The organism is Streptomyces sp. NPDC043908 (genome assembly GCF_056435525.1).
In genome coordinates this window covers 11,521-33,531 of record NZ_JBWKEI010000026.1, presented here as the reverse complement: position 1 = coordinate 33,531, position 22,011 = coordinate 11,521, and the positions used below count along the sequence as shown (strand labels likewise).

Genomic DNA, 22,011 nt, shown 5'->3' with positions numbered 1-22,011 from the left:
TACGCCGCAGCCCGTCCCTGTGCTTCTTCCCGGTCGAGCATCAGTTGGTCCTCATGAGGTAGTAGTTCTGGTAGGTCGGTTTGGCAGGATTCGCCCGCCCTACCTGGAAGTCGAGGAAGACAACCTTGCCATCTACGTTGATCACGTTGAAGTAGTGGCCAAGGCCCTTCTTCGGCCACGCTCCGACGATCCCTCGGGCTCCAGGCCCCCACCTAAGTACATCCTGCACGATGGGATTCAGGCCCCCCTTCTTCTCGAAGGAACGTCCCGTCAATGCCGAAACTTCCGTCATGGTCATCGGGCGGTCAGCTCCAGGAACCGAATTGGGGTTTCTGCCCGCCATGAGGTCATCGCCAGCCGTCGCGCAGAGCCCGCAGTTCTTTGTACCTCCCTCGGGGTTGATCAGTTTCTGCGAGGAGGGATGATCCGGGGTATAGTAGGGCAACCCGAAACGGGTCTCGCTTCGGCCACCGTAATACCGACCGCCTGCACCTGGATTCACCGCCTCGCGGCGCCAGCCACGGAGCCCGCTGAGCCCCGTGACAGCGATCTGGCCGGTCAGATCCGCCGCAGCTGTGCTGTAGACGTCGTAGAGCGCCTCGCACCCCTGGTCACGGAACATCTCCGCAGCGCGGTAGAGCCGGTAGGCGGGGCGGACGGGCAGGTACTTGTCGAGGAAGCCGCCGGCACCACCGTTCTTGCCCGTGAAGGCGTCGTAGATGTCTCCGACGAACTCGAAGGGCATCTTGAGGCCCTGGACGAAGCCCTTGCCGAACTCCTTGAGCCCCTCGCCGAAGGACTCGACGTGGTCACTATTCGGGTCGTCGGGGGTACGCCCAGTGGGGTCGGCGTACTGGGTTGGGCTGTTGTTGGCGTAGGCGTACGCCGAGATGTAGGGGGTACCGGCCGGGAGGGGTGCCGGGTCGGCCGCTGTGAGGCGTCCGGTGCTGGGGTCGTAGTTGCGGGCGCGGAGGTAGTAGCCGGCGCTGTTGGTGGTTGGTTCGGTGTACGCGCCGGTGTAGGTGAAGGGGTTGGACGGCGGGCTGGCGGCCATGTCTGTCCTGGTGGCCTCGCCGAAGGCGGAGTAGCTGTAGCGGATGCGGTTGGCACCGGTCGCATCCGTCACGTCGGTGACAGAGCCGATCTGGTCGTGGTGGAGGTAGTAGCCGCTGCCTCCCACCGTCTCGGTCTGGGGCTGGCCGAGGGGGTTGTACTGGTACTCGGCGGTCATTGCGCCGCTTGCGTCGTACTCGGCGCCGATCGTGGCGAGCGGGCCGTTGGTGTCCCAGGAGGTGGTACGGAGCGCCGTTGTGCCCTTGGACGCCTTGGTCCGGTAGCCGTCCGCGTCGTAGGTGAAGGCGAAGGTGTCGGCCCCGGCGGTGACTGATGTCAGCTGGTTCTTGGCGTCATAGCCGAAGGTGTTGGCCCCGTCCGAGGTCTGGTTGCCGTCCGCGTCGTAGGCGAAGGTGCGGCTGGTCGATCCGGCGGCCGTCGCGGTGAGTTGGTCGGCACCGTCGTACGAGTACGTAGTGGTGGTGCCGTCCTTGACCTGGGTCTTGCGGTTTCCCACGGAGTCGTAGGTGTACGTGGTGGCACCCGCGCGGTCGGGACAGGACACCGCTTGTGTGGCGGATGTGCAGTCTGTGAGGAGCCGATCCGCGCTGTCGTAGGTGTAGTACTGGTAGCTCGCGGCCTGGCCTGCCCGGGTGACCGCGGTCCTGGTGGGACGTCCTGCGTCGTCGAGTGTGAGCTGCCATCCCGCGAGGGTGTTGCCGGCATTGCTGTTGGTGACGGAGGTGAGGCGGCCTGCGTTGTCGTAGGCACGGTTCTCGATGTGGCCGTTGGCAGCGGGAAGGGTGCTGCTGGTGAGGTGGTTCGCGGGGTCGTAGGTGTAGGAGATCGCGCCGGCCGACCCCGACTGGCTCGTGCGCCGGCCGTCCGCGTCGTATCCGTAGGTGACCTTGGTTCCCGTGGCGGGGCCGGTTGCGACGGCGGCGCCTGTCAGTGCCCCCTTGCCGTCTCCGTTCCACTTGCGCAGGTGGTTACCGGTGTCCGGCGCGACGATGCCCAGTGTGGTGGCGGAGCCGAAGCGCCCCACGCTGGGCGTGCCGAAGGGAGTCCAGTCGTCCGGCTGCAGCACGTGGTCGCCGAAGCCGCCGGTTCCGTTGCCCGGATAGAACCGCAGCCTGTGGTTCGCCGTATCGACAGCGAGGAAGTCCGGCTTCCCGTCGCTGTTGAACTCGCCGGGTACGAGTTGCATCGCGCCCCAGCCGCTCCCGAGGTCGGCACGGGTGCCGAGGCCGCCTGCCCCGTTGCCGGGATACAGGTACAGATGGCCGTCGGAGGGGTTGATGGCCAGAACGTCGAGTTTGCCGTCACCGTTGAACTCGCTGGGGATGAGCCGGTAGGTGGCCCATCCCTGTCCGAGGTCGACGCGGGCGTTGAAGCCTCCGCTGCCGCTCCCGGGGTAGAAGTAGAGGCGGTTGGCGGTGGAGCTGATGGCTAAAAAGTCCTGCTTGCCGTCCTTGTTGAAGTCGCCCGGCGTCAGGGTCATCGGTCCCCAGCCGGAGCCGAGGTCGTACGGTGCAGCGAAGCCGCCTTTGCCGTCGCCGTCGTAGCGCAATAGGTGACCGGTTGCCTTGTCGATGCCGAGGAGGTCGAGCTTGCTGTCGCCGGTGTATTCCAGGGTGAATATCTGCTGGAGTCCGCTGCCCGAGCCCGCGAGAGTGGCGCCCGTCGCAAAGGTGCCGTCGGAGCGGCCGAGGAAGGTGCGGATGCCGTTGGCGGCGTCAGCGCGGATGACGTCCGTGAATCCGTCGGCGTTGAGGTCCCCGGACGTCGTCTGGGTGGCCCCGCTCCAGTCGAGCTGCTGGGGCGCGGTGTAGTCGATGCCCCGCGAGGTCAGCTGTCCGGCGTCGTCGTAGGTGTAGCTGTATGCGCCCTTGCTCCCGCTCGGTGTGACGTTGGTGAGACGCCCGGCGGCGTCGTACGCCAGTGTCCGGGTGCCCGTGGCGTCGACAACCGTCTTGCGGCGCCCGAGGGCGTCGTAGGTGGCCGCTACCTGCGGGGTTGTGTCGCTGTAGGAGACTGCGGTGGGCAGTCCCCGCGCGTCGATGGTTGATGTGGCGCTCACCCCGCGGGCGTTGGTGATCCGGTTGCGGTTGCCGTCGGCGTCGTAGCCGAAGGTCTTCTGGCGGCCTAGCGGATCGGTGACGGAGGTCTGACGGCCCGCATCGTCGTATCCCCAGGTGGTGGTGTGCCCGTTGGGGTCCTTGCGCGTGGTGAGGTCACCGGCTGTGTTGTAGGTGTAGTTGGTCACGGCGCCGTCCGTACCGGTGACCTTGCTGATCCGGCCGAGTTCGTCGTAGTCGGTCTTCGTGGTTCGCCCCAGCTCGTCCGTGACGGAAGCCGCGTGGTTCGCCGCGTCGTATGTGGTGCTGATGGTCTTGCCCAGCGGGTTGGTCACCTTGGTCTGGTTGCCCGCGGGGTCGTAGGTGTAGGAGGTGGTGAACTGCGCCGGGTCCGCTCCTGCGATGTTGCCCCGGGGATCGACCTCGGAGGCCAGGCGGCCATCGGCGTCGTAGGACCAAGTGGTCTTGTACCCCAGAGGACTTGTCTGGCTGGTGCGGTTGCCGTCGGAGTCGTAGCCGAAGGAGGTGACCTTGCCCAGCGGGTCGGTCGAGGAGGCGAGCAGTCCGGTGTCCGTGTAGGCGTGGCGGGTGACCTTGCCGAGCGGGTCCGTGGAGGTCAGGACGTTGTCGTTGCCGTCGTACGAGGTCTTGCTGACCTGCCCCAGGGCATTGGTGGTCGAAACCGCCCGGCCCAGCGCGTCGTACGCGGTGGTCGTCACCGCCCCTGACGGATCCGTCACCGTCGTCCGGTTGCCATTGGCGTCGTAGCCATAACTCGTGGTGAAGGCAGCCGGGTTGGCTCCCGTAGCATTTCCGCGCGGCGAGACCGTGCTGATCAGCCGGTTCGCCTTGTCGTAGGCATAGGTGGTCTTGTTGCCCAGGGCGTCCGTGGCCGAGGCGAGGTTGCCATTGGCGTCGTAGGTGCGGGTTTGGGTCTTGCCGGCCGGATTGGTGATGCTGGTGAGGTGGCCTGCGGAGTCGTACGCGTACGTGGTGGTGCGGTTCGCCGGGTCCTTCGCAGAGGTAAGGCGGCCCGCGGAGTCGTAGCCGTAGGTCGTCGTGTGCCCCAGCGCATCCGTCACGGAACTGAGCAGTCCGCGCTCGTCATAGGTGTAAGTCGTGGTGAAGGCGTTCGGGTCGGTGTTCGCGACGTTGCCCCGGGGGTCGGTGATCGCGGTGACCCGTCCCGCGTTGTCATAGCGGAAGGTCGACTTCTCGCCGAGCGGGCTCGTTACCGCGGTGCGGTTGCCAGCGGCGTCGTAGGCGTAGCTCGTCGTCTTGCCCTGCGGCGTGCTGACGCTCGCCAGAGCGCCGAGGGGCGAATAGGTGTAGGTGACCTTCCCGCCAGCGGGATCCGTACTGGAGGTAACCCGGTTCGCGGTGTCGTAGGCGTACGTCGAGGTCTTGCCCCTGCTGTCGGTGTGGCTGGCGATGTTGCCCGCGGTGCCGTAGGTCCAGCTCTCCGTCAGCGCAGCCGAGGAAGGAGACTTCCGCGTGGTCATGCGGCCAGCAGCGTCATAGGTCATCTCGGTGGTGTTGCCGGCCGCGTCCGTGATCGACACGGGATTCAGATTCCGGTCGTAGCTGTACGAAACCTTCTTGCCGTACGGATTGACGCTCTCCAGCAGGACGTTGCCTGAGTACACGTCGGTCCACACGCCGCCGTTCGGATCGACCGTGTGGGACTCCCGCTGGTTCTCCCAGGTGAAGGTCGACACCTTGCCGGAACCGTCCATCTGGGAGGCGACCCGGCCCGATGCGTCGTATGTGTTCGTGACCTTGCCGCCGCCCCGCCCGGTGGCGGTGGTGACCCTCTTGTTCGCGTCGTAGGTGTAGGTGGCTTGCTTGCCGGCCTGATCCGTCACGGACGTGAGCAGTCCACTGGTGTATCCGTAGGCGACCGACGTCCCGTGGGGGAGGGAGACCTTCGTCAACAGGCCGGCCGTGTCGAGGGTGAACAGCACGGTACGCCCGCCTGCGTCCTTCACCGAGGCGAGGCGGCCGGAGGAGTAGGTCAGTGTGAGGCCCTGTCCGCTGCCGTCGGTGATGGAGGTTAGCTGGCCCGCTGCGCTGTACGTGCGCCGGGTGTGGTCGGGGCTTGTGACGGTGTACGTCGTGCTCGTCTTGGTGAGATGAAGCGAGGAGCCAGCCGGGGGCGTATAGGTTCCGCCTGCCTGCTCCTTGAATACCACCTGGGCGCCGTCTGCCTCGCGCAGCGTTGCGGTGCTGCCTGCAGCGATCGCTAGTTTGGAGTCGAACGGAGTCGACCAGCCCCGGCCGAGGAGCCCGGTGTCGGTCGAGCTCGACCGGTAGGCCCGGTCCATCGAGAAGGGCGTGCCGACTCCGACAAGAGACGCGTCCGTGCTCCGGTCGTAGAACATGCCGGTGGCTGTGTTGACCGGGTCCGCACGGTACGCCTGCCCATAGCAGCTGCACAGCCCGGCCTGCGTCCCTGGGATGTCCGGCGTATAGAACGCCTCAACGAGGGGTGAGGTCGTGCCACCGGGGCTCGACGACCCGTCCGCGCCCATCAGGAAGATCCACGCGTAGTACTTCTTGCCGTCCTGGAGGTGCCCGCCGAGCAGGGACGAACTCCACCAGAAGCACTGGTCAACGGGGTACTGATTGGACGCCCACCAGCCGTAGCACCAAGCCCCGTTCTCCAGGTACTTTCCCGACGGGTCATCGGTCGCGCGCTTGATCTCCTGCTGATGTACCGGGTTTTTCTGCTCGTCCATGACGTAGAGCCACAGGCCCGAAACGGACGACGCGGCGACGGACGAGAACTTCGTCTGCCCCCCGATCGACAGCATCCCTGGATAGGCGCTCGCATAGGCGGAGACCCAGTCCGGGTTGGGCACGGCGGCTGCCGCACGCGACCCTGAACCGGACGTGGGCGCCGCAGCAGGACCGTTCTTCAGCGGCTTGTCCGGCTTCGGCGCCGGCACCACGGGCAGTTTCGGCGCCTTGGGGCGAACGAACTCGCGCATGGGCGAGTTGCTGCCTTGAGAAGCCTGCATCTGCGCCTTGCGCTGCGCCAAGGTCATCGCCTTGGGCGGCTTGGGCAGGTCCTTTTCTGTACGACTCGGCGCCGCGACAACCGCACCCGGCCCATCCCGGCCGGTCGTCGACTCCGCCCAGGCAGCATCAGCGACCCCAACCGTGGTCAATAGCGCCGTGGTCAGGACGAAGACGATCCCGCGACGTGTGGATCTGAACATGGCTCACCCCACCCCCATAGGAAACAGAAAGATCGTCTGTCACAGGTAGCGCGTGAGGTGGCGCAACTCGAACACGAGGCCGAAAAGCTGTTGGCTGTCGTGCGGTGTCCGTCCGCCACCAGCGGGTTCGTAGCCTGATGGGGCTGGGGTGATCCAAGTTGGCTAAAACCCTTCCCGGACAGCACCGACCCCCCCGAATCCTCACGCCCCTGAAATAAGGGTTGTGCGAGATCTCATGAGACGCAGAAGCCCCGCAGGAATGTTCCGGCGGGGCTTCTGGGCGCGGTGGATCACGCTGGCTCGATGTGTGCGTCACGGGTTCCGCTGTACTCAGGCTCACCGCTGTCGAGGACACGGAGCAGGGAGGCAGTGACGACGCGGGTGCTGCGGCCGATGCGCAGGACCCGGCAAGGGAACTCGCCGCGCCGGACGAGGTCGTAGCCCTTGGCCCGGGAGAACCCGAAGGCTGCGGAGGCGTCTTCGACGCTGCCCGTACCGCCCCAGGTAGCGCGGATATGGGCAGGGGTGTTGAAGACTCTGTGCGGCTGGCTGTCGTGGTGGTTCATGTCGTGCGTGTTGGTCCTTTTTCGGGGCGGCGGTGCTGCCGGAAACATCCGGATGCTCTGGCGTTGCCCTCTGGCATCGTGTTGACGAGGAGAGTGGTCGGTTTGAAGCTGTTCAGTACGGCAGGTGGTGTTGCTGAGGTGATGCTGCCTTTCGGAACCTGGTCGGCGATCGGCTCGGAGCCACGGCGGCATTCCGGATTGTGTGGAGCGGACCGAGGCTGATCTGTGTGGTCGGTGACTTCACCCGCTACGACGCACACGCCGTCCGTGAGTACCAGCGTCCGATTGACCCGGTCCGCTACCGCTATTTCGGTAGCGGCCACTTCGGCCAGGACCGTCGCCCCGGTCACACAGTGCTCGGCCGCGGTGTTGCGGGCACGCCGCTGTGTGGGTGGAAGTGCCTCTGGTCCGGAAGCAGGGCGGCGCGATGGCTGAGCTGGCCGACGAGGTCTCGGTCGACTTCGTCCCCGGCCTCACCCGGGATGTGACGGGGCTCGGCCCCCACTGCACTGGCGATCCGGAGATGCAACTGCGTACGGAGTGGGACCTGGAAGCTCAGGACATTTTCCGCCTCAGATACACCATGGTGAAGAGCTACCTCGCTGGTGCGCTCGCAGAGCGCGGGAGCTGGTCGCCGACGGCTACCAGCAGTACGCCGGGGTCTTCCTCGACACCGAGCAGAGCGACGCCGCTGTCTCGGACTCCTTCGACATTCTCTGGCTGCGCTGGAACGACGCCCTCGCCAGCTCCGACACCCGCCGCTTCGCGTGGGAGGTCCTGCGGGCCACCGTCATGACCCGCACCCCCCACATCGACGGCCGGCCTGAATTCACCAGCGTCGCCTTCGACACCGTCGCCGTCAGATCCCTGACCAGCGAGAGTGAACGGCTGGACCAGATCGCGGAATCCCTGGAGCTGTTCAAAGCCATGAGCCGGCTGCCCGAGACCCAGCTCGACGTCACGGTCCTGCGCCGCCTGTGCGGCATCACTCAGAAGAACACCTCCGCCCTGATGGGGATCGCACTGGCCACGGTGCGCTCCAGCGAACGCCATGCCGAGCACTTCCTGCAGGGCATCCTGTGCCCGCCGCCCGAGACCGAAGGGAACCCCGTATGACCTGCATCGACCACATCCTGTCCCGGGCGCTGCTGGTCCGCGACCGCCAGGTACCCCGCGACATCATCCCCCCCGCCCCACCCGTACGGAGCGGTGACGACGTCCCTGCCGATACGGCCGGTCCCCGGGAGGCTGCCGAAGACCTGCGGGCCCTGTGCGAGACCCTGGTGGGCTACACACCCGCCTGCGAAGTCGCGACCTTCGTCACCGACCAGGTCCCCGCACCGCGCAGCGCGCTGGTCCTGGCCTGTGTCCTGCAGCTCACCGATACCCCCGACGGCGCCCGCTTCTGGTGGGAGTACGCCGCCGGCGCCGGACAGGCCGCAGCCGCCTACTGCCTCTACCTCCACCACCTCGCCCTGGGCGAAACCGAGGCAGCAGCCTGGTGGTACCACCAGGCCGACGGCCCCTCCAGCCCCCCGGGCAGCCCAGCTCCCCGCGTCGGCGCCAGCCCGCCCCCGGCGGTCAGGCAGTGGCATGCGGACAATCACCGCGTCTCCAGCGCCTCGACCACGACGATACTGCGCGTCCTGCGCCACCTCGCGAAGTGCGTGGAGCGTCCCCGCACCGCCGTGGTGACCGAGCTGATGACCTACGTCCCCACCGCCGTGGCCACTGGCTACCTGCGCGAACCGGAAATGGATTTGCCGATGCCCGGCCCCGGCTTCGCCCAGCAGATCCGCACGCTCCTGGAGGCGGCCGCCCACCGGTCCCCCGTCCCCAGGTCCCTGCCCGCCCGTCCTACGGCTTCGGCCCGCGCCTCCGCCAATCCCGGCCATGACGCCCCGTCCCCGGCACTGACGCCGGGGCAGCCGGTGCGCCCGGTCGGAGAAGCTGCCGCGCGCTGAGACAACGGACCGTGATGGCCACCCTGTCGCGGGACTGCAGCGGGCTTGCGGTCCCGTGACAGCGCAGCCTTGCCCGCCGGCTCCCCCCCCGGGGGGCCACTGGTGCATGGAGCCGGCGCCGCCAGCTTCGCCCGTGGCTGAGGGGAGAGCCGGGAGGGGGCGACTGCGACCGGGGCCTTGTTCCCGTCTGGGTGTGGGTTCCTGGTGGCGCCGTGGCGGCACGTAGTAGATCTCCTGGGGGTCAGGGCAGAGCGATAGCACGGTGGGGGAGCAGGGCGGCAGGTGGGGTGAGGGGGCTGGGGGTGGGGTGTGGTGTGGTGAGGAGGCGGGTGAGGAGCAGGCCGGTGGAGGCGTGGCTGAGTGCCGTGGCCGCGCGGATCAGATCGTGGCGTCGATGGGCGGGCAGGGCGAGGGCGATGCAGGTGGCGTCGTGGCCGGGCAGGGTGAGGGAGAAGCCCGCGCAGACATTCAGGTGGGAGTATTCCAGGACGTCGAACTGGGCGGCGTTGGGGCCGTGGCGGTCGAGGGCGTCGAAGAGTAACCGCGGGCTGGTGATGGTGCGCTCGGTGAGCGGCACGGGTGCGTAGCGGGCGAGGTGTTCCATCCGGGCGGTGAAGTCGAGGTCGGCCAGGAGGGCTTTGCCCACCGCGCTGGCATGACCGGCCTGGGGGAAGGGCGCCTTGAGCCGTACCGGGGGAGCGGTGGTGCTGTGGGAGGACTGCAGGACGTCGATCTCACCATCAGTGTATTTGGCCAGATAAACCGCGGCGCCGATCTGATCGCGCAGGCTGTCGAGGACCTGCTGCATCAGCTGCTCATGATGGTCGGTGCGGGCGGCCATCTCCAGGACGGGCCCGGCGAAGTGGGCTCCGCTGACGGTTTTGATGAAGAACTGGGCGCGCAGCCAGTGCAGGAGCCAGGAGGTGTCGGCCATGCTGATGCCGGTGCGCCGGGCGAGGTCGCGGGTGGTGATCCCGCCGGCTGTCTGGATGTGCAGGACGAGTTCGAGGGCCCGGTAGGCGGCTGCCTGCTGAGCAGGTGCCTGCGCCGGCAGCGTCTTGGTCCGGGTCATATCGGTCAGGACCGCCGGCCGCAGCGCGTTCGCCGACCACCACGGCTCCCGCCCGCTGCGCCCGGCGCCTGCGTGCTCGGCGGGCAGGGTGTCTGAGCGGGCAGCGGCTTCGGCGCCGGCGGCCGCGGCCGCCAGGTAGGGGGCAGGGCTGCTCAGTGGCAGGATCAGAGGAACAGTCCGGTCGGTTTCGTCATCGTCCAGTGCCCGCAGGCGCGTCTGCCGTTGCACCGTGGGAGCCTCGGTGCGGGTAGGTGCGGGCGGGGCTGCGGCTGGGAGCGCTGGGGGTGGTACGAGCACGAGCCGCACACCGCCGCCCGCCGTCACACCCTCCACGCCTTCGGGTGTGAGCATCTCCAAGCTCACGCCCAGTCCTTGACGGACCTCGTCAAAGAAGAGTGTGTCCTGGATCTGCGCGGGCGGGTCGTCGGGAAAGGGCCGGCGGTGGGCGGTGGCGGCCAGCAGGCGGCGGGCGTCACCGTGCCCGTGCCGGGCCGCCTCGGCGATGAAGAACCGCATGTCTTCGTGCCGGTCCCAGTCCGAGCGCAACGCCAGCACCGCGAGGCGGAACAGGGCGCCGGGGTGGCCTGCCTCGGCCGCCGTCCCCAGCCACTGCGCGGCGCGCAGCAGCTCCCCCTTCGCCAGTGCTTTCGACCCCAGCCGGTACAGGGAGTTTGCGTGCGCACGCTCCTCACCGCAGAGACGGTAGCTGTCCGTCAGCGGGCCGAAATAGCCGTCGGGCCGGTCCCAGAAGTCATACGGCCCGGCGAGCTGGTCCAGCAGGCGCGCGAGCGCGGCCGGGACCACCTGCGGCTTCGGGCGGCCTGCCCCGCCGTCGTGGCCGTCGTACCTGCTCACATCCGTCACCTGTCTTTCCTTGCGCGCAGCTTCCGATGCCCATCCCGAATATGCCCAGTGAGCTTGCGCCTTAGGTACGCGATCGCTTTATTGCGAAGATTGTGGATACGGCGCGCCGGTATCCCCAGCGCCGCCGCGATCTCCGCATCACTCAGCCCCTTGCTCTGCAGATCCACCACCTGCCGCCGCTGCCCCAGCGGCATCCGCTCGATCTCCCGCGCCACCAGCTCCATCGCCTCAACATCATCAACAGGCTCCCGCGGACGCAGCACCGACTCCAGACCCTTCAGGTCCCGTAACAGCCGCTCCCGGGCGGACTGCTGACGCAGCAGGTCGACGGCGAGGTTACGGGCCGTGCGGCACAGATACGCCATGACATCCGTATCCGCCGCCAGCTCCCCAGCCGCCGCCTTCCGCCCCACCTTCAAATAGGCCTCCTGCACAATGTCCTGGCACGTCGCCAGCGGCAGCGACCGGTACAGACGCCGCAGCGTGAACGGCTCCGCCTCAACAAACTTCGAATACGCGCTCAGCAGCCGCTGCGCCACGTCCTGTTCCTGCACGGGCCCCTCGCCGGTGAACTCCTGGCCTACAGCGTCATCACCTACCACAGGCCCGCTCCCCGCCACCCGCCCGGCTGCCAGCAGCCCGGACGCCACCGACGCTGAGCCGCACCGTCACCGCACCTTCCCCAGGGACGTCCACCCGCACCACAAGCACCTGCGACACACACCGCCTGCGCCGCGCCTTCCCCGAGCCCCCGGCCACCTGCACCCGCCTGGCCCTCCAGCGGACAGCGCCCGGCCGGTACCGGTGCACCAGAGCACCCAGCGCGTGCACCGCGCTCACGGCGGCCGGGATATACCCGGTCCACTCCAAGGACGGTGACATGAATGGTTCTCCATCCGACAGCGGGACACAGCCGATCCTGCGTCCTCGCCCCTCAGACGAACCCCACAGCCCGCATCTCCCCCACCCACACCCCGATTCACCCAAGCGAGTGAATTCCCCGCGCCCCGTTGCACACCCGACACGGGCAGGACCTCAACGACCCCGCCAGGCCCCGCGTCATCACATCCGCCTAGCCCGGGCTGTCGCGACCGACGCAACCGCGCTGCCACGGGGCAGCCGACGCCGAACAGCACCGAGGGGGAGATCATGAACCCGCCACTGCTGTTCCTCGGCATGGACGAGCCGCTCAACCTCTACGCGGCAAAGCTGGAGCAGGTGACTGTCCCTTCGCCTGCCCCGACGGCGAACACAGCGACCAGGACCAGCAATACGTCACCACCACCCCCGCGGGGATGGGACTGCTCCATCGCGTTCACTCGCATACCGGTCTGCGCGAGGCCGGTTTCCGTGCGCTCGCCGGCTTCGCCCGGTGCCCGCACGCTTCCGGGGCCACAGGCTGGTCACGATTCGGTCCGTCAGGCAGCTACATGCTCGGTTCCGGGCCACGGCAAGGCCCGCACTCTCCGTCCGATGTTCCGGGGCCACGCCGTACGTCTGCGTACACCCGTACCCGGACACCGCCCTGACCGGGGACGCGCCGCACCAGGGTGACACCGGAGGTCGCCCACTGCTGCTGCAATACCTCCATCACGACGCGGGCGGTGATCTCGTCGGCGGCGCTGATATCGAGGACGGCAAGGCCAGGCTGGTCAAGGTGCTGCTCGTCGATGCGAATGCCGTAAGGGACGGCACCACGCGGACCAGCGGTTGTGGGGCACAGCACGAAGCACCCGCATGAGGGACGGCTGCGCAAGGACTTGACGGGGCCGCCCGCGCCGTCCACAACTTCGGCGATCCGGCGGGAGGGGCAGGAAGCAGGGGGGCTGCTGGGAAGGGCGGACTGGCGCGGCCCTTGGCCGCAGAGCCGTCCCAAAGCCCGAGCAGCAACACAGCTCCTTGACCGTGTGCGCAGCGAACTATCCCCGGGGTGCGGGGACGACGACGCTCCGTTCGCGTACAGAACGGCTTGGCCCGAATCACCCCCGCGGGTGCGGGGACGACACCGCACGGGCCTGGGGTGTGCCCCGGTCCGTGGAACTACCCCCGCGGGTGCGGGGACGACGGGCAGACGATCTACGAGGGTGCGGACGACGGGGAACTACCCCCGCGGGTGCGGGGACGACTACGAGGCGATCCTGGAACTGCCGCCCCGTCTGGAACTACCCCCGCGGGCGCGGGGACGACGGCGTGGCCGTCATCGCCTTGGCCACATGGGGGGAACTACCCCCGCGGGCGCGGGGACGACAGAGATGATGTCGTCCGGCTGATAGGGCCCGGGGAACTACCCCCGCGGGTGCGGGGACGACGCGACCGGGCCCGGGGTTCGAGCGTCCTTCAGGGAACTACCCCCGCGGGTGCGGGGACGACGCCCTGTGCAGCGAGGACGAGGAGCGCGGTGGAGAACTACCCCCGCGAGTGCAGGGACGACAGCCGCTGTCGTACTCCGACAAGCGGTAGGAACTACCCCCGCGGGGTGCGGGGACGACAACGAGGCCGTCTACACCGACCCGTGGGAGCGCGAGCTACCCCCGCGGGTGCGGGGACGACAACTCGGCCGACGGCTGGGACAACGACAACCTGGAACTATCCCCGCGGGTGCGGGGACGACATCATCGCCGCACGAATCGGCTATCTCGGGCTCGAACTATCCCCGCGGGTGCGGGGACGACGCAGGTGGCCAGCTCCGCACGGAGTCCGGCCAGGAACCTCGCGGGTGCGGGGACGACCATGTCTCTCGGTGGTGAGGCCCTCGTTCGGTGGAACTACCCCCGCGGGTGCGGGGACGACCCGTAGGTCATCGTGGCGCCGGCCCCAGCCTGGGAACTACCCCCGCGGGTGCGGGGACGACCTCGACGGCCGCGACCAGGAAGCCCGCGAACGCGAACTACCCCCGCGGGTGCGGGGACGACATCCGCGAAGCTCAACAGCGCCGCGTAGAGGGCGAACTACCCCCGCGGGTGCGGGGACGACGGGGCGTTCGTAGAGAGCCGGACGGAGAACCCGGAACTACCCCCGCGGGTGCGGGGACGACCGGGTCATGCCGGGGGTGACGTCGACAACGCCGGAACTACCCCCGCGGGTGCGGGGACGACCGGGTCATGCCGGGGGTGACGTCGACAACGCCGGAACTACCCCCGCGGGTGCGGGGACGACCAGGGAGCGCCGTTCCCCCTGGCGGACGGTGGAGAACTACCCCCGCGGGTGCGGGGACGACAAAGGCCGCCGGGCAACCGGATCTGATCCAACGGAACTACCCCCGCGGGTGCGGGGACGACGGGTGCGTGACCCGTCCCGGTCAGGGAGCGGGGGAACTACCCCCGCGGGTGCGGGGACGACCCTTAGTCACCAGACCGGAACCAGTCATTCCGAGAACTACCCCCGCGGGTGCGGGGACGACTGAGCAGCACCGTGGCCACCCACGGCAAACCAGGAACTACCCCCGCGGGTGCGGGGACGACGGCCTGCGCGGCGGCAGCCTCAACCTGCTGGGCGAACTACCCCCGCGGGTGCGGGGGACGACTTTCTCCAACGGCAAGGGCGTTGCTGGCAAGGAGAACTACCCCCGCGGGTGCGGGGACGACGCCGCCCCCCACCACCGGGGCGGCCATCGCCGCGAACTACCCCCGCGGGTGCGGGGACGACTACCCTCATCTCCATCAAGAGGGCCCGCACTGAGAACTACCCCCGCGGGTGCGGGGACGACCGCTCAAACAGGTCGTGCGCGTCCGAACCCACCGAACTACCCCCGCGGGTGCGGGGACGACGCGATCTCGTAGGTCAGGCCAGCGTGCAGGTAGGAACTACCCCCGCGGGTGCGGGGACGACTCCTCCTCGTCGTCTTCCGGTACGAGGCTGCTGGAACTACCCCCGCGGGTGCGGGGACGACCACGTTGTCCCCGCACATGCGGGGGTGGCCCGTGAACTACCCCCGCGGGTGCGGGGACGACACTTGTTGACCTGGGCTGTTGTCAGGTGATCATGCCGTTTTCGTTTACTTGGTTCGTGGTCTTCCATGGCTGCGTGCTGGTGCCTCGTGGTCTGGACATGAGGGTGAGTCCGTCGAAGTCGGTGGGGGTCCATCGGTCCTGGCCGGCGGTGCGGATGGTCCAGCCTTGTTCGTTCTGGGAGGGTTCGATCATGACGGCTTGGCCGTCGCGGATACGGTCGGCCATGATTTTCCAGAGCCCGTCGCGGATGCGTGTGTTAGGGCTGCCGACGAAGACGCCCGGGGCGGCTTCGGTGAACCAGCGGGTCAGGTGGCCCCGCAGACCGGGAGGGGCGGCGATGAGGACGACGACTGTCGTTGCGGCGCTCATGGTGCGGTGCTTTCGCCGGGGTCCGGCACCACGTCCAGGTGACGGTCCGGGCCAAAGGGGTCGTCACCCCAGTTGCGGCCACTGCTGACGACGCCGTCCTTGTCGTCCCACAGCCCTCCCAGGTCCTCTTCCACCAGAGCGGCGTCTTCGGGGAGTAGCAGGTTCTTGACGTCTGTGACAACGCGGGGCAGCAGCTTGCCCTGGACGACGGCGTCGCGGAAAGCTGTGCGTGCGTCGCGCTCGGAGGTCAGTGCCTTGGCTGCGAGGTCGAAGGCGAGGGGGATGGTGAATTCGGCTTTGTAGAGGTCGGCGATGTCCAGGACGAAGGAGAGTGCGGATCCGGTGTGGACGAAGCCGAGGGCCGGGCTGGCGCCGATGCCGGTGATGACGGCGTGGCAGATGCCGTAGAGGGCGGAGTTGGCTGCGGACAGCAGGCGGTTGACGTCGTCACCTGCGGCGAAGGCGTCGCCGGGTTTGTAGTCCCGTTTGGTCCAGGGAACGCCGGTTCCTCGGGAGTGGTGGGCGTAGAGGCGGCGGATGCGTGTGCCTTCCCGCCCTCGGAGCTGCTGGAGGGTGAGGCTGGTGGTGTCTTCGTTGGGGAAGCGCATGTCGTACATGCGGCGGGCGACTTTGACGCGTTCTTTGGGCCGGGTGACCAGCCATGCCTGGCGCAGCTGGAGCTGGGAGCTGCGGGCGATGCCGTGGCCTGAGGCGTAGAGGCGGACGCCGTGCTCGCCGACCCAGCACAGGGCGGTGCCGGAGTCGGCGAGCAGGGTGACGGCTGCGTGGGTGATGCGGCTTCCGGGGCCGATGAGGAGGACGGCGAGCCATGCTGCCGGGACGTGTACGACGCGTGCTTTGTTGACCAGGACGACGGCGTTGTCGTCGCGGTCGATGTGGCAGCGTTCGGCGTAGAGGCTGGAGACGCGGTCCTCGAGCCTGTGTACTTCCTGCGGGCCTGCTCTCCACCAGGGTTCAGGCATGGGTGACCGCCGTTTCTGCCCGTAGCGGGGCCAGGGTGAGCAGTCCCTGTCCGTAGCCCTTGGCGGGTCCGATGCCCTGGAGCAGTGCGGTGCGCAGCGCGGTGGGATCGGTGACGTGCAGGCGGCCTTCGAAGGTGGCGGTGGAGAGCGTGAGCCGGGGTCCGTTGCGGTGTTTGTGGAAGCGCAGGATGTCGCGGCTGGTGATCGATACCGCCGGTCCCGCTGTGAGGGGGGAGTCGGTGGTGAGTCCTGGGATTGCTGTCTGGAGGGAGGCTTGGGGGATGGTGAAGCCGTGGCGTTCGGCGCGGGCGAGGAGCCAGTTGAGCTGCTGGGCTGCGGTGCGGTGGGCGAGACGGAATCCGCGCGGGCGGCGGGCCGGATCGGATTGTTCGGCGTGGGTTTTGAGGCGGGCGCTTTGCTCCTCGCTCGGTTTGGCGGGGTGTGGCACGCTCTGGACGGGGTTGGCGGTAAGGCGGAAGCCGAACTCCTTGCCGAGCACGAGGCGTTCGAGCAGGGGCGTGTAGTCGGCGATGCGTGGGTGGCCGCCGTCGGCGCCGGGCCAGCCTGCTTCGTCGACGAGGTGCTGCCAGGAGGGTCGGCTTTGGGTGAGGACGAGGATCTCGGCGCGGTGCGGGGTGTTGGATTCCATCCGCCACAGGACGCGTTCGGTGACGGGCTGGATGGCGAGACCGGCGAGGATCGCTGCGTGCATACGGTGGGGGCTGGACAGCAGCAGGACGGCCTGACGGCGGTGCGGGTTCAGCGCGATCTTCGAGAGGAAGGGCATCGAGTATCACCAGCCCAGGAGAGCGAACGGGTCGTGGTCGAGGTGCGCCGTGTGGGCTTGCCCGCCGGCGGGTGAGGCTGCGGGTTTGCCGGTGGGCAGGGTGATCCACAGGTGGCGGACGGATCGGCGGCCGAAGAGGGTGCCGGTCTTGAGGTCGTAGGTGTCGGGGACGTCCACGGCGAGTTGGTCGCCGGCCGGATCCTCGACGGTGGCCTCCAGTGTCACGTCGGTGGTGCGGGCCTGGCTGCGGCGGTGGGCGGATGCCTGCCAGGGGACTGTCGTGAGTGCGTCGGTGAGTTCGGTGCCGGGCTGCAGTGCGAGGATGACCGGTCCGGTGGGAGGGCAGGAGCGGCGGCCGAGGTAGAGGGGGTAGCGGGGGTGGCGCAGTGCGTATTCGAGGCGTTCCAGGAGGGGGGCCGGGCCGCGCAGGGCCGCGACGAAGACGGCGTCTTGGAGGTAGAAGCGCTGGGTGACGCCGGTGTACTTCGCAGGGCTGGTCTTTGCCTGTACCCCTTTGGCGTTCACTTTGGCGGAGGGCAGGGGCAGGCCGCGGTGGTCACTGACGGTGTGGTAATCCCGCAGCAGCGTGCCCGGCTGGTCAACGCGCACGCCGAGTGTCAGGCCGAGGAGGTCGGTGATCGAGGCGTCGCGGGAGCGGCCCTCGGCAGCAGCGAGGAGACCAAGAACACCGGACTTGGTGGGCTGCGGGCGGGTTTCGCGCAGGTTGTAGTGGGAGGGCCCGCCCCAGGACTGCAGGGGGGCGGCCAGTTTGAGCGTGAGGACGGCGTGGCTGGCCATTACGCGTCCGCCTTCGTGCTCTGGCCCTTGGCCAGCCACTGCCCGACCTGTTCACCGAGGGAGTCGAGCAGCTGGGGGAAGGGGAGGGAGGGGCCGAACGCCTCGGTCAGTTTGTCGCCGCCGAGGCTGTAGGCGGCCAGGGTGGTGGCGGGTTCGGTGCCCCAGGTGGCGGCGACCGACGTCAGCTCGTCCGCCAGGCGCAGCGCGGACTCGCCCGCCAGGCCGGTGGTGCCCACGACCGGCTGCTCGTAGGCGGAGACCAGGTTCACCGGCTGGTCGGTGCGCACGGTCAGGAGTACCAGGTGGGGCAGGGTGCGGTGGGCGAAGGAGTTCTGGTGGCCGGTCGGCATGGAACGGGTGAACGCATCGACGAACTGGACCGTCGTGTCGCGTGCGGCCTCGGCGGAGCTGAGGTTGTCGCGCAGCTGGTGCACGCCGAGGACCGCGTAGCGGTACAGGGTGGAGGAGTTGAACTCGACGGTGCCGATCATTCCTGCCCCGTGGTCCTCGGTGTTCTCGTCGTCGACGGCCGTGTAGTAGTCGAACTCGGTGCGCACCGCATGGGTGGACAGGGCGTGGGCGACCTGGACGGCGGCGTCCACATTGAGGGAGGGCAGGTCGGCGACCATGCGGCCGAAGAGCGCGACCTCGGCGGGGTGCCCGCTGGAGAGGGTGGCGACGACAGGGAGCTTGGCGACCTCGTCTTTGAGGTCCGCATCCGGGAGGGCGCAGAGGTCTGCGGCACGGTTGTCGAGCAGCTTGACGATCTCGTCGAGCTGGCGTTTGCCGAAGAAGAGGAGGTAGGCCGACTGTTCCTCCTTCTTGGACGACTTGGTGATGCCCAACGGCACCAGCAGGGCGGCGGCCAGCCGGTCGGCCTGGGCGCTCTCCAGGCCCGCACCGCCGTGGTCAGCGGGGCGGGCGAGCCGCTCAGCGAGCAGGGCGGCGATCTTCTTCGTGCGGGTCGCCCGGCCGGCCGGCTCGATGGCCTTGGCGAATTCGGTGCGCGTGGCGCGCTTCCAGGCTTGCGAGGAAACGCGGGCGCGGCGGGCACCGCCATAGAGGGCTTGCTTCGGCGTCCCGGAGTCGTCCCGGTTGGCGTTGGAGGGGGGCAGGCTCTGCAGGATATGGACCTCGACGAACAGGGTCTGGGACGGCGTCATGGACGGGCTCCTCGGGGAGATGAGACATCGCCGACGGGGCGATGCGCGGTGAACCGGGAAGGCGATGCGCGGCACCGGCGCTCAAGGCCGTGCGGCGCTGGTGTCAGGCGTGGTTGGCCTTGGGCTGGATGCGGAAGTCGCGGTCCCAGCGGTCACGGAGAACACTCTGCAGGTCGGGCTGCTTGGGGTCGTCCCAGGACCGCAGGGCCCTGCGCAGCAGGTCGTAGTCGAGCCCGATGCCGGCGCGCGACAGCAGCGGGACCAGGCCCCGCAGGTGCATCGCCAGCTCACCGGTGTCGAGCGACGTGATCAGGGCGCCGAGCCGTCGTTCCAGCGCCTCGTGCCCGCTGCCGTCCTTGGCCAGCAGCAAGCGGGCGCCGGTCCCGGGACTGTTGCCGGGGACATGCATCGTCCGGCTGCGGCCCTGCTGGTGCTGCCCGAAAAGAGACAGCGCAGTGTGCTCGGCGGCCAGGTCTTTAGTGAGGGCACCCTTGTCCCGCAGGGCGGCGGACATCCGGGTGCGGTAGTACGGCCACATCGCGGGGACGGCCCCGGCCTCACGCCCGGTGCCGGACCGCAGGGCGGCGAGCTGTGCACCGCTGTCTGGCTTTTCCGCTGTGAAGCGCTCCCAGTACGGGGCGGCATCACTGTCGTCCTGGGCATCGGGCGGTTGGGTGTACTGCAGCCCCCAGGACCGCACGATGCGGTCCTGCGCCGGGCTCTGCCAGGCGGCGAGGTCGAACATGAGCCGGGTGTAGTCAAGACCGATGCCTGCCCGTCCCAGCAGGGGGACGAGCCGGTACAGGTGCTGGATCAGCTCATGGAGGTCTTGCGAGGTGGCGGCCGCGATCAGCCGCTGCTGTACGGCGGCTTCCGCGAGCGTCTCGGCGCGGCGCAGGTGGCGGCAAGCCGTGCCCAGGCCGGCCCGAGGCGTGTGGGCGGGCTCGCCGGCTGTTTGCTGGTGCCGGCCGAACAGGGTGAGGGCGGCATGCTCGGCGACATACAGGTCGGGCAGGTGGTTTGTGTCCCGGGCGGCATCTGTCAGGCGCACGCGGTGGGCGTCCCGCATGGCGGCAACAGTGCCCGGCTCGCCGCTGATGCCCTCGCGTAAGCCCCGCAACTTGCGGGCGATGTACTCCGAGAAGCCGGAGCGGCCGTCCTGGAGGCGGGTGTGCCAGTCTGCGGCGGCCTCTTCCCAGAAATAGGCGCGCAGGCCGCTGCGGGCCTGGCCGGTTGCAGGACTCATGCCGCGGCCTGCCCGGTGTCCGAGCTCTGGGGGAGCAGGGTCAGGGTCTCGGCGAGCTTCTTGTAGAACAGGCCCACCGCCTTGCCGCTGCGGTACACGACCTCTTTGCCATTGGTCTTCTCTACCCGGCCGATTGTCGCGCGCGGCGGCGCGGCGGCAAGGAGCACGTCGGCCTCGCGGGCGGCGGCCGCGCGCAGAAACTGCTGCCAGGCCAGTTCGGCCCGCTCCAGCAGGTCGTCGTCCTGACCGACGGTGCACAGCCCGGCGAGCAGACGGCGCATCGTTGCATCGAGGCTGTGCAGCAGCCGGGAGGAAGGGCGTTGGCCCTTGTCCCGTGGCAGGGGCTCACCACCGGAAGCACGCCGCAGGTCATTGTGGAGATTGTCCAGGGCGCGGCCGACCTGGTCTGCTTGGCTGACGCATTCCAGGACCGCAGCACGCAGCCATGCATCCTCGGCAAGCAGGCAGGACAAAGGGAGCGGCAGGCTGTCCCCGATGGCGTTCTCGACCACAGCGGACTGGGTGCCGTATTCGAGGCCGCAGATCTCCACACCGAGCGGGTAGGCGGCAGGCAGGACCTCATCGGCCGCCAGATCACCGGCTTGGCGCAACAGTACCGAGGTGTAGGGTCCGTCACTCTCGACGGGCAGAGCCAGCGCGAGCAGCGTGCTCAGCCCCTGCCAGGCCGAACGCCCGGACATGTGCCGGCGGGGGCGCCGTGCAGGCTGCCCTGCTTTCGGCTTCGCCGTGTGCGACCACGCCGTGTGCGGGTCCTCTTCGGGAGTCCGGGCCAGGCGGTCACCGGCGCAGACGATCACCCCGCGTACGCGCGGCCCCTGCTGCGTCTCGCACGGGACCAGCCGGATACGGCGAGACTGGAAGGTGAGCAGATCCAGAAGCCCCCCGGCGGGGCGCACAGACCACTGGGGGCCGGACGGAGACTTCCAGCCAAGCGAGGCGGGCCGCTCCTCCCACGCCCACTGCGGCCGGTCCGCCGGGTCCAGGCCAGCGGCCAGCACTGGTGTATTCAGCATCAGCGTCTCGAACAGATTCTTGCCCACCGGGGTGATCACCCCGAGCGGTCCGAGCGGGCCCGTCGGGTTGCCGGTCGTCTTCCCGTTCTTCGCCTGCGGATCGCCCACAGCCCCGGTCTTGATGGACGCCGTATCCCAGCAGTGCGCATGGAGCAGCCACAACAGCGCCTGGCCCGGCGCCAGCAGCACCTCGTCGCCCTCGCTGACCGCACTGAACAGCGGCACATTGTTGCCTGATGCGAGTGAAGGCACCAGCTGCCCGGCCGATTTCACATCCCCATTGAGCGCCTGCAGACCCGCGACCTGCGCGAACGGGCGCTCACCGTCGAACAGCCGGAAACGGTCGCCGTACCGGGGACCCAGGTATTCGGTGAGCTGCTCCACCTCGGCATCCGAGAACCGGCCGCGGTGAAAGCGCTCCGCCCACGCCTGCCGCGTGCGCGGCACACCAAGGGCGTCCCACACCACCGGCAACAGCAGCTGCCGCAGCAGCGCGGGCAGCATCGTGGGCACCGGCAGCTCCAGCCTGCGGACCGTGTGGGCACCAGTCAGCCCGCCTAACAGGCCGGTCGTATGTACGGTCCCGTCGGCGTCCGTTGTACTCAAGCAGTCGCCGTCGACGAGATCTCCCGTAACGTCCATGGTCGAATTCCCCTCCAGGAATCATGCGTGCCCCCGAAGGCGCAGGCCGGAATCTCAACTCGCCCTGCCTGTAGATGATTTGACCACTGAGGGGACCCGGCAAGGCTGGCAGGGAATGTTTAATCCTTGCAACTGGTTTGGGATGTTCGAGTGAGCTTGCTTGTCTTTGGCTTGTTCGAGCGAGCGAGCGGGTACCCTGCCCCACGGTGCGAGGAGCCTGT

At 68.7% G+C, this 22,011-nt stretch carries 14 protein-coding genes, 1 pseudogene and 2 CRISPR repeat arrays; of the genes and pseudogenes, 3 read left to right on the top strand and 12 right to left on the bottom strand.

The features are described from left to right. Positions 1 to 40 precede the first annotated feature (40 nt). Together AC069K_RS34410 and AC069K_RS34405 are read right to left on the bottom strand one after the other, a co-directional pair. Complete coding sequence (locus AC069K_RS34410) at positions 41 to 6,121, bottom strand: FG-GAP-like repeat-containing protein (RefSeq protein WP_478622659.1); 6,081 nt, start codon at positions 6,119 to 6,121, stop codon at positions 41 to 43. A 521-nt stretch (positions 6,122 to 6,642) separates the two neighbouring features. Beyond that, positions 6,643 to 6,918 (bottom strand): helix-turn-helix transcriptional regulator, encoded by a 276-nt coding sequence (locus AC069K_RS34405; RefSeq protein WP_478622657.1) that lies wholly within the window; start codon positions 6,916 to 6,918, stop codon positions 6,643 to 6,645. 146 nt (positions 6,919 to 7,064) lie between these two features. Here AC069K_RS34405 and AC069K_RS34400 point away from each other — a divergent pair. The 3 genes and pseudogenes from AC069K_RS34400 to AC069K_RS34390 all read left to right on the top strand — a co-directional run. After that, positions 7,065 to 7,498: pseudogene (locus AC069K_RS34400) on the top strand (transporter); the annotation flags it as partial. After that, a complete protein-coding gene (locus tag AC069K_RS34395; protein WP_478622655.1) occupies positions 7,459 to 8,034 on the top strand; it encodes a sigma-70 RNA polymerase sigma factor region 4 domain-containing protein in 576 nt (191 codons plus the stop codon). The pseudogene AC069K_RS34400 and the gene AC069K_RS34395, both read left to right, overlap by 40 nt. Then, complete coding sequence (locus AC069K_RS34390) at positions 8,031 to 8,882, top strand: hypothetical protein (protein ID WP_478622653.1); 852 nt, start codon at positions 8,031 to 8,033, stop codon at positions 8,880 to 8,882. Before AC069K_RS34395 ends, AC069K_RS34390 begins: the two co-directional genes overlap by 4 nt. Positions 8,883 to 9,123: 241 nt before the next feature. On the opposite strand, the gene AC069K_RS34385 is transcribed toward AC069K_RS34390, so the two are convergent. The 10 genes from AC069K_RS34385 to casA form a co-directional block, all read right to left on the bottom strand. Further along, the gene (locus AC069K_RS34385; RefSeq protein ID WP_478622651.1) at positions 9,124 to 10,818 is read right to left on the bottom strand and encodes an IclR family transcriptional regulator domain-containing protein; all 1,695 of its coding nucleotides are present in this window, start codon (positions 10,816 to 10,818) and stop codon (positions 9,124 to 9,126) included. Further along, positions 10,815 to 11,420: an RNA polymerase sigma factor gene (locus AC069K_RS34380; protein WP_478622649.1), complete on the bottom strand. Its 606-nt coding sequence runs from the start codon at positions 11,418 to 11,420 to the stop codon at positions 10,815 to 10,817. The genes AC069K_RS34385 and AC069K_RS34380 overlap by 4 nt, the downstream gene beginning before the upstream one ends. A gap of 824 nt (positions 11,421 to 12,244) precedes the next feature. Continuing rightward, positions 12,245 to 12,544: a DUF6207 family protein gene (locus tag AC069K_RS34375; RefSeq protein WP_478622688.1), complete on the bottom strand. Its 300-nt coding sequence runs from the start codon at positions 12,542 to 12,544 to the stop codon at positions 12,245 to 12,247. Between the two features lie 250 nt (positions 12,545 to 12,794). After that, a CRISPR array of direct repeats spans positions 12,795 to 13,249; the repeat unit is 28 nt; unit sequence GAACTACCCCCGCGGGTGCGGGGACGAC. A gap of 330 nt (positions 13,250 to 13,579) precedes the next feature. Continuing rightward, positions 13,580 to 14,768: a CRISPR direct-repeat array (repeat unit 28 nt; unit sequence GAACTACCCCCGCGGGTGCGGGGACGAC). A 21-nt stretch (positions 14,769 to 14,789) separates the two neighbouring features. Next, positions 14,790 to 15,137 carry a type I-E CRISPR-associated endoribonuclease Cas2e gene (gene cas2e, locus AC069K_RS34370; RefSeq protein WP_478622647.1) on the bottom strand — a complete coding sequence of 116 codons (348 nt, stop codon included), beginning with the start codon at positions 15,135 to 15,137 and terminating at the stop codon, positions 14,790 to 14,792. Next, positions 15,134 to 16,120, bottom strand: a complete 987-nt coding sequence (gene cas1e / locus AC069K_RS34365) for a type I-E CRISPR-associated endonuclease Cas1e (RefSeq protein WP_478622645.1) — start codon at positions 16,118 to 16,120, stop codon at positions 15,134 to 15,136. Before cas1e ends, cas2e begins: the two co-directional genes overlap by 4 nt. Next, positions 16,113 to 16,907, bottom strand: a complete 795-nt coding sequence (gene cas6e / locus AC069K_RS34360) for a type I-E CRISPR-associated protein Cas6/Cse3/CasE (RefSeq protein ID WP_478622643.1) — start codon at positions 16,905 to 16,907, stop codon at positions 16,113 to 16,115. Before cas6e ends, cas1e begins: the two co-directional genes overlap by 8 nt. A gap of 6 nt (positions 16,908 to 16,913) precedes the next feature. After that, positions 16,914 to 17,705 carry a type I-E CRISPR-associated protein Cas5/CasD gene (gene cas5e, locus AC069K_RS34355; protein WP_478622641.1) on the bottom strand — a complete coding sequence of 264 codons (792 nt, stop codon included), beginning with the start codon at positions 17,703 to 17,705 and terminating at the stop codon, positions 16,914 to 16,916. Next, positions 17,705 to 18,868: a type I-E CRISPR-associated protein Cas7/Cse4/CasC gene (gene cas7e / locus AC069K_RS34350; protein ID WP_478622639.1), complete on the bottom strand. Its 1,164-nt coding sequence runs from the start codon at positions 18,866 to 18,868 to the stop codon at positions 17,705 to 17,707. The genes cas5e and cas7e overlap by 1 nt, the downstream gene beginning before the upstream one ends. Positions 18,869 to 18,971: 103 nt before the next feature. Next, positions 18,972 to 20,114 (bottom strand): type I-E CRISPR-associated protein Cse2/CasB, encoded by a 1,143-nt coding sequence (gene casB, locus AC069K_RS34345; RefSeq protein ID WP_478622637.1) that lies wholly within the window; start codon positions 20,112 to 20,114, stop codon positions 18,972 to 18,974. Next, the gene (gene casA, locus AC069K_RS34340) at positions 20,111 to 21,790 is read right to left on the bottom strand and encodes a type I-E CRISPR-associated protein Cse1/CasA (protein ID WP_478622635.1); all 1,680 of its coding nucleotides are present in this window, start codon (positions 21,788 to 21,790) and stop codon (positions 20,111 to 20,113) included. Before casA ends, casB begins: the two co-directional genes overlap by 4 nt. Positions 21,791 to 22,011: the final 221 nt, after the last annotated feature.

Coding starts and splice junctions, on each gene's coding strand:
- AC069K_RS34390 (WP_478622653.1), top strand. CDS start 8,031: ATGACCTGCATCGACCACATCCTGTCCCGGGCGCTGCTGGTCCGCGAC.
- cas2e (WP_478622647.1), bottom strand. CDS start 15,137: ATGAGCGCCGCAACGACAGTCGTCGTCCTCATCGCCGCCCCTCCCGGT.
- AC069K_RS34405 (WP_478622657.1), bottom strand. CDS start 6,918: ATGAACCACCACGACAGCCAGCCGCACAGAGTCTTCAACACCCCTGCC.
- cas7e (WP_478622639.1), bottom strand. CDS start 18,868: ATGACGCCGTCCCAGACCCTGTTCGTCGAGGTCCATATCCTGCAGAGC.
- casA (WP_478622635.1), bottom strand. CDS start 21,790: ATGGACGTTACGGGAGATCTCGTCGACGGCGACTGCTTGAGTACAACG.
- casB (WP_478622637.1), bottom strand. CDS start 20,114: ATGAGTCCTGCAACCGGCCAGGCCCGCAGCGGCCTGCGCGCCTATTTC.
- cas6e (WP_478622643.1), bottom strand. CDS start 16,907: ATGCCCTTCCTCTCGAAGATCGCGCTGAACCCGCACCGCCGTCAGGCC.
- cas1e (WP_478622645.1), bottom strand. CDS start 16,120: ATGCCTGAACCCTGGTGGAGAGCAGGCCCGCAGGAAGTACACAGGCTC.
- cas5e (WP_478622641.1), bottom strand. CDS start 17,705: ATGGCCAGCCACGCCGTCCTCACGCTCAAACTGGCCGCCCCCCTGCAG.
- AC069K_RS34410 (WP_478622659.1), bottom strand. CDS start 6,121: ATGCGCGAGTTCGTTCGCCCCAAGGCGCCGAAACTGCCCGTGGTGCCG.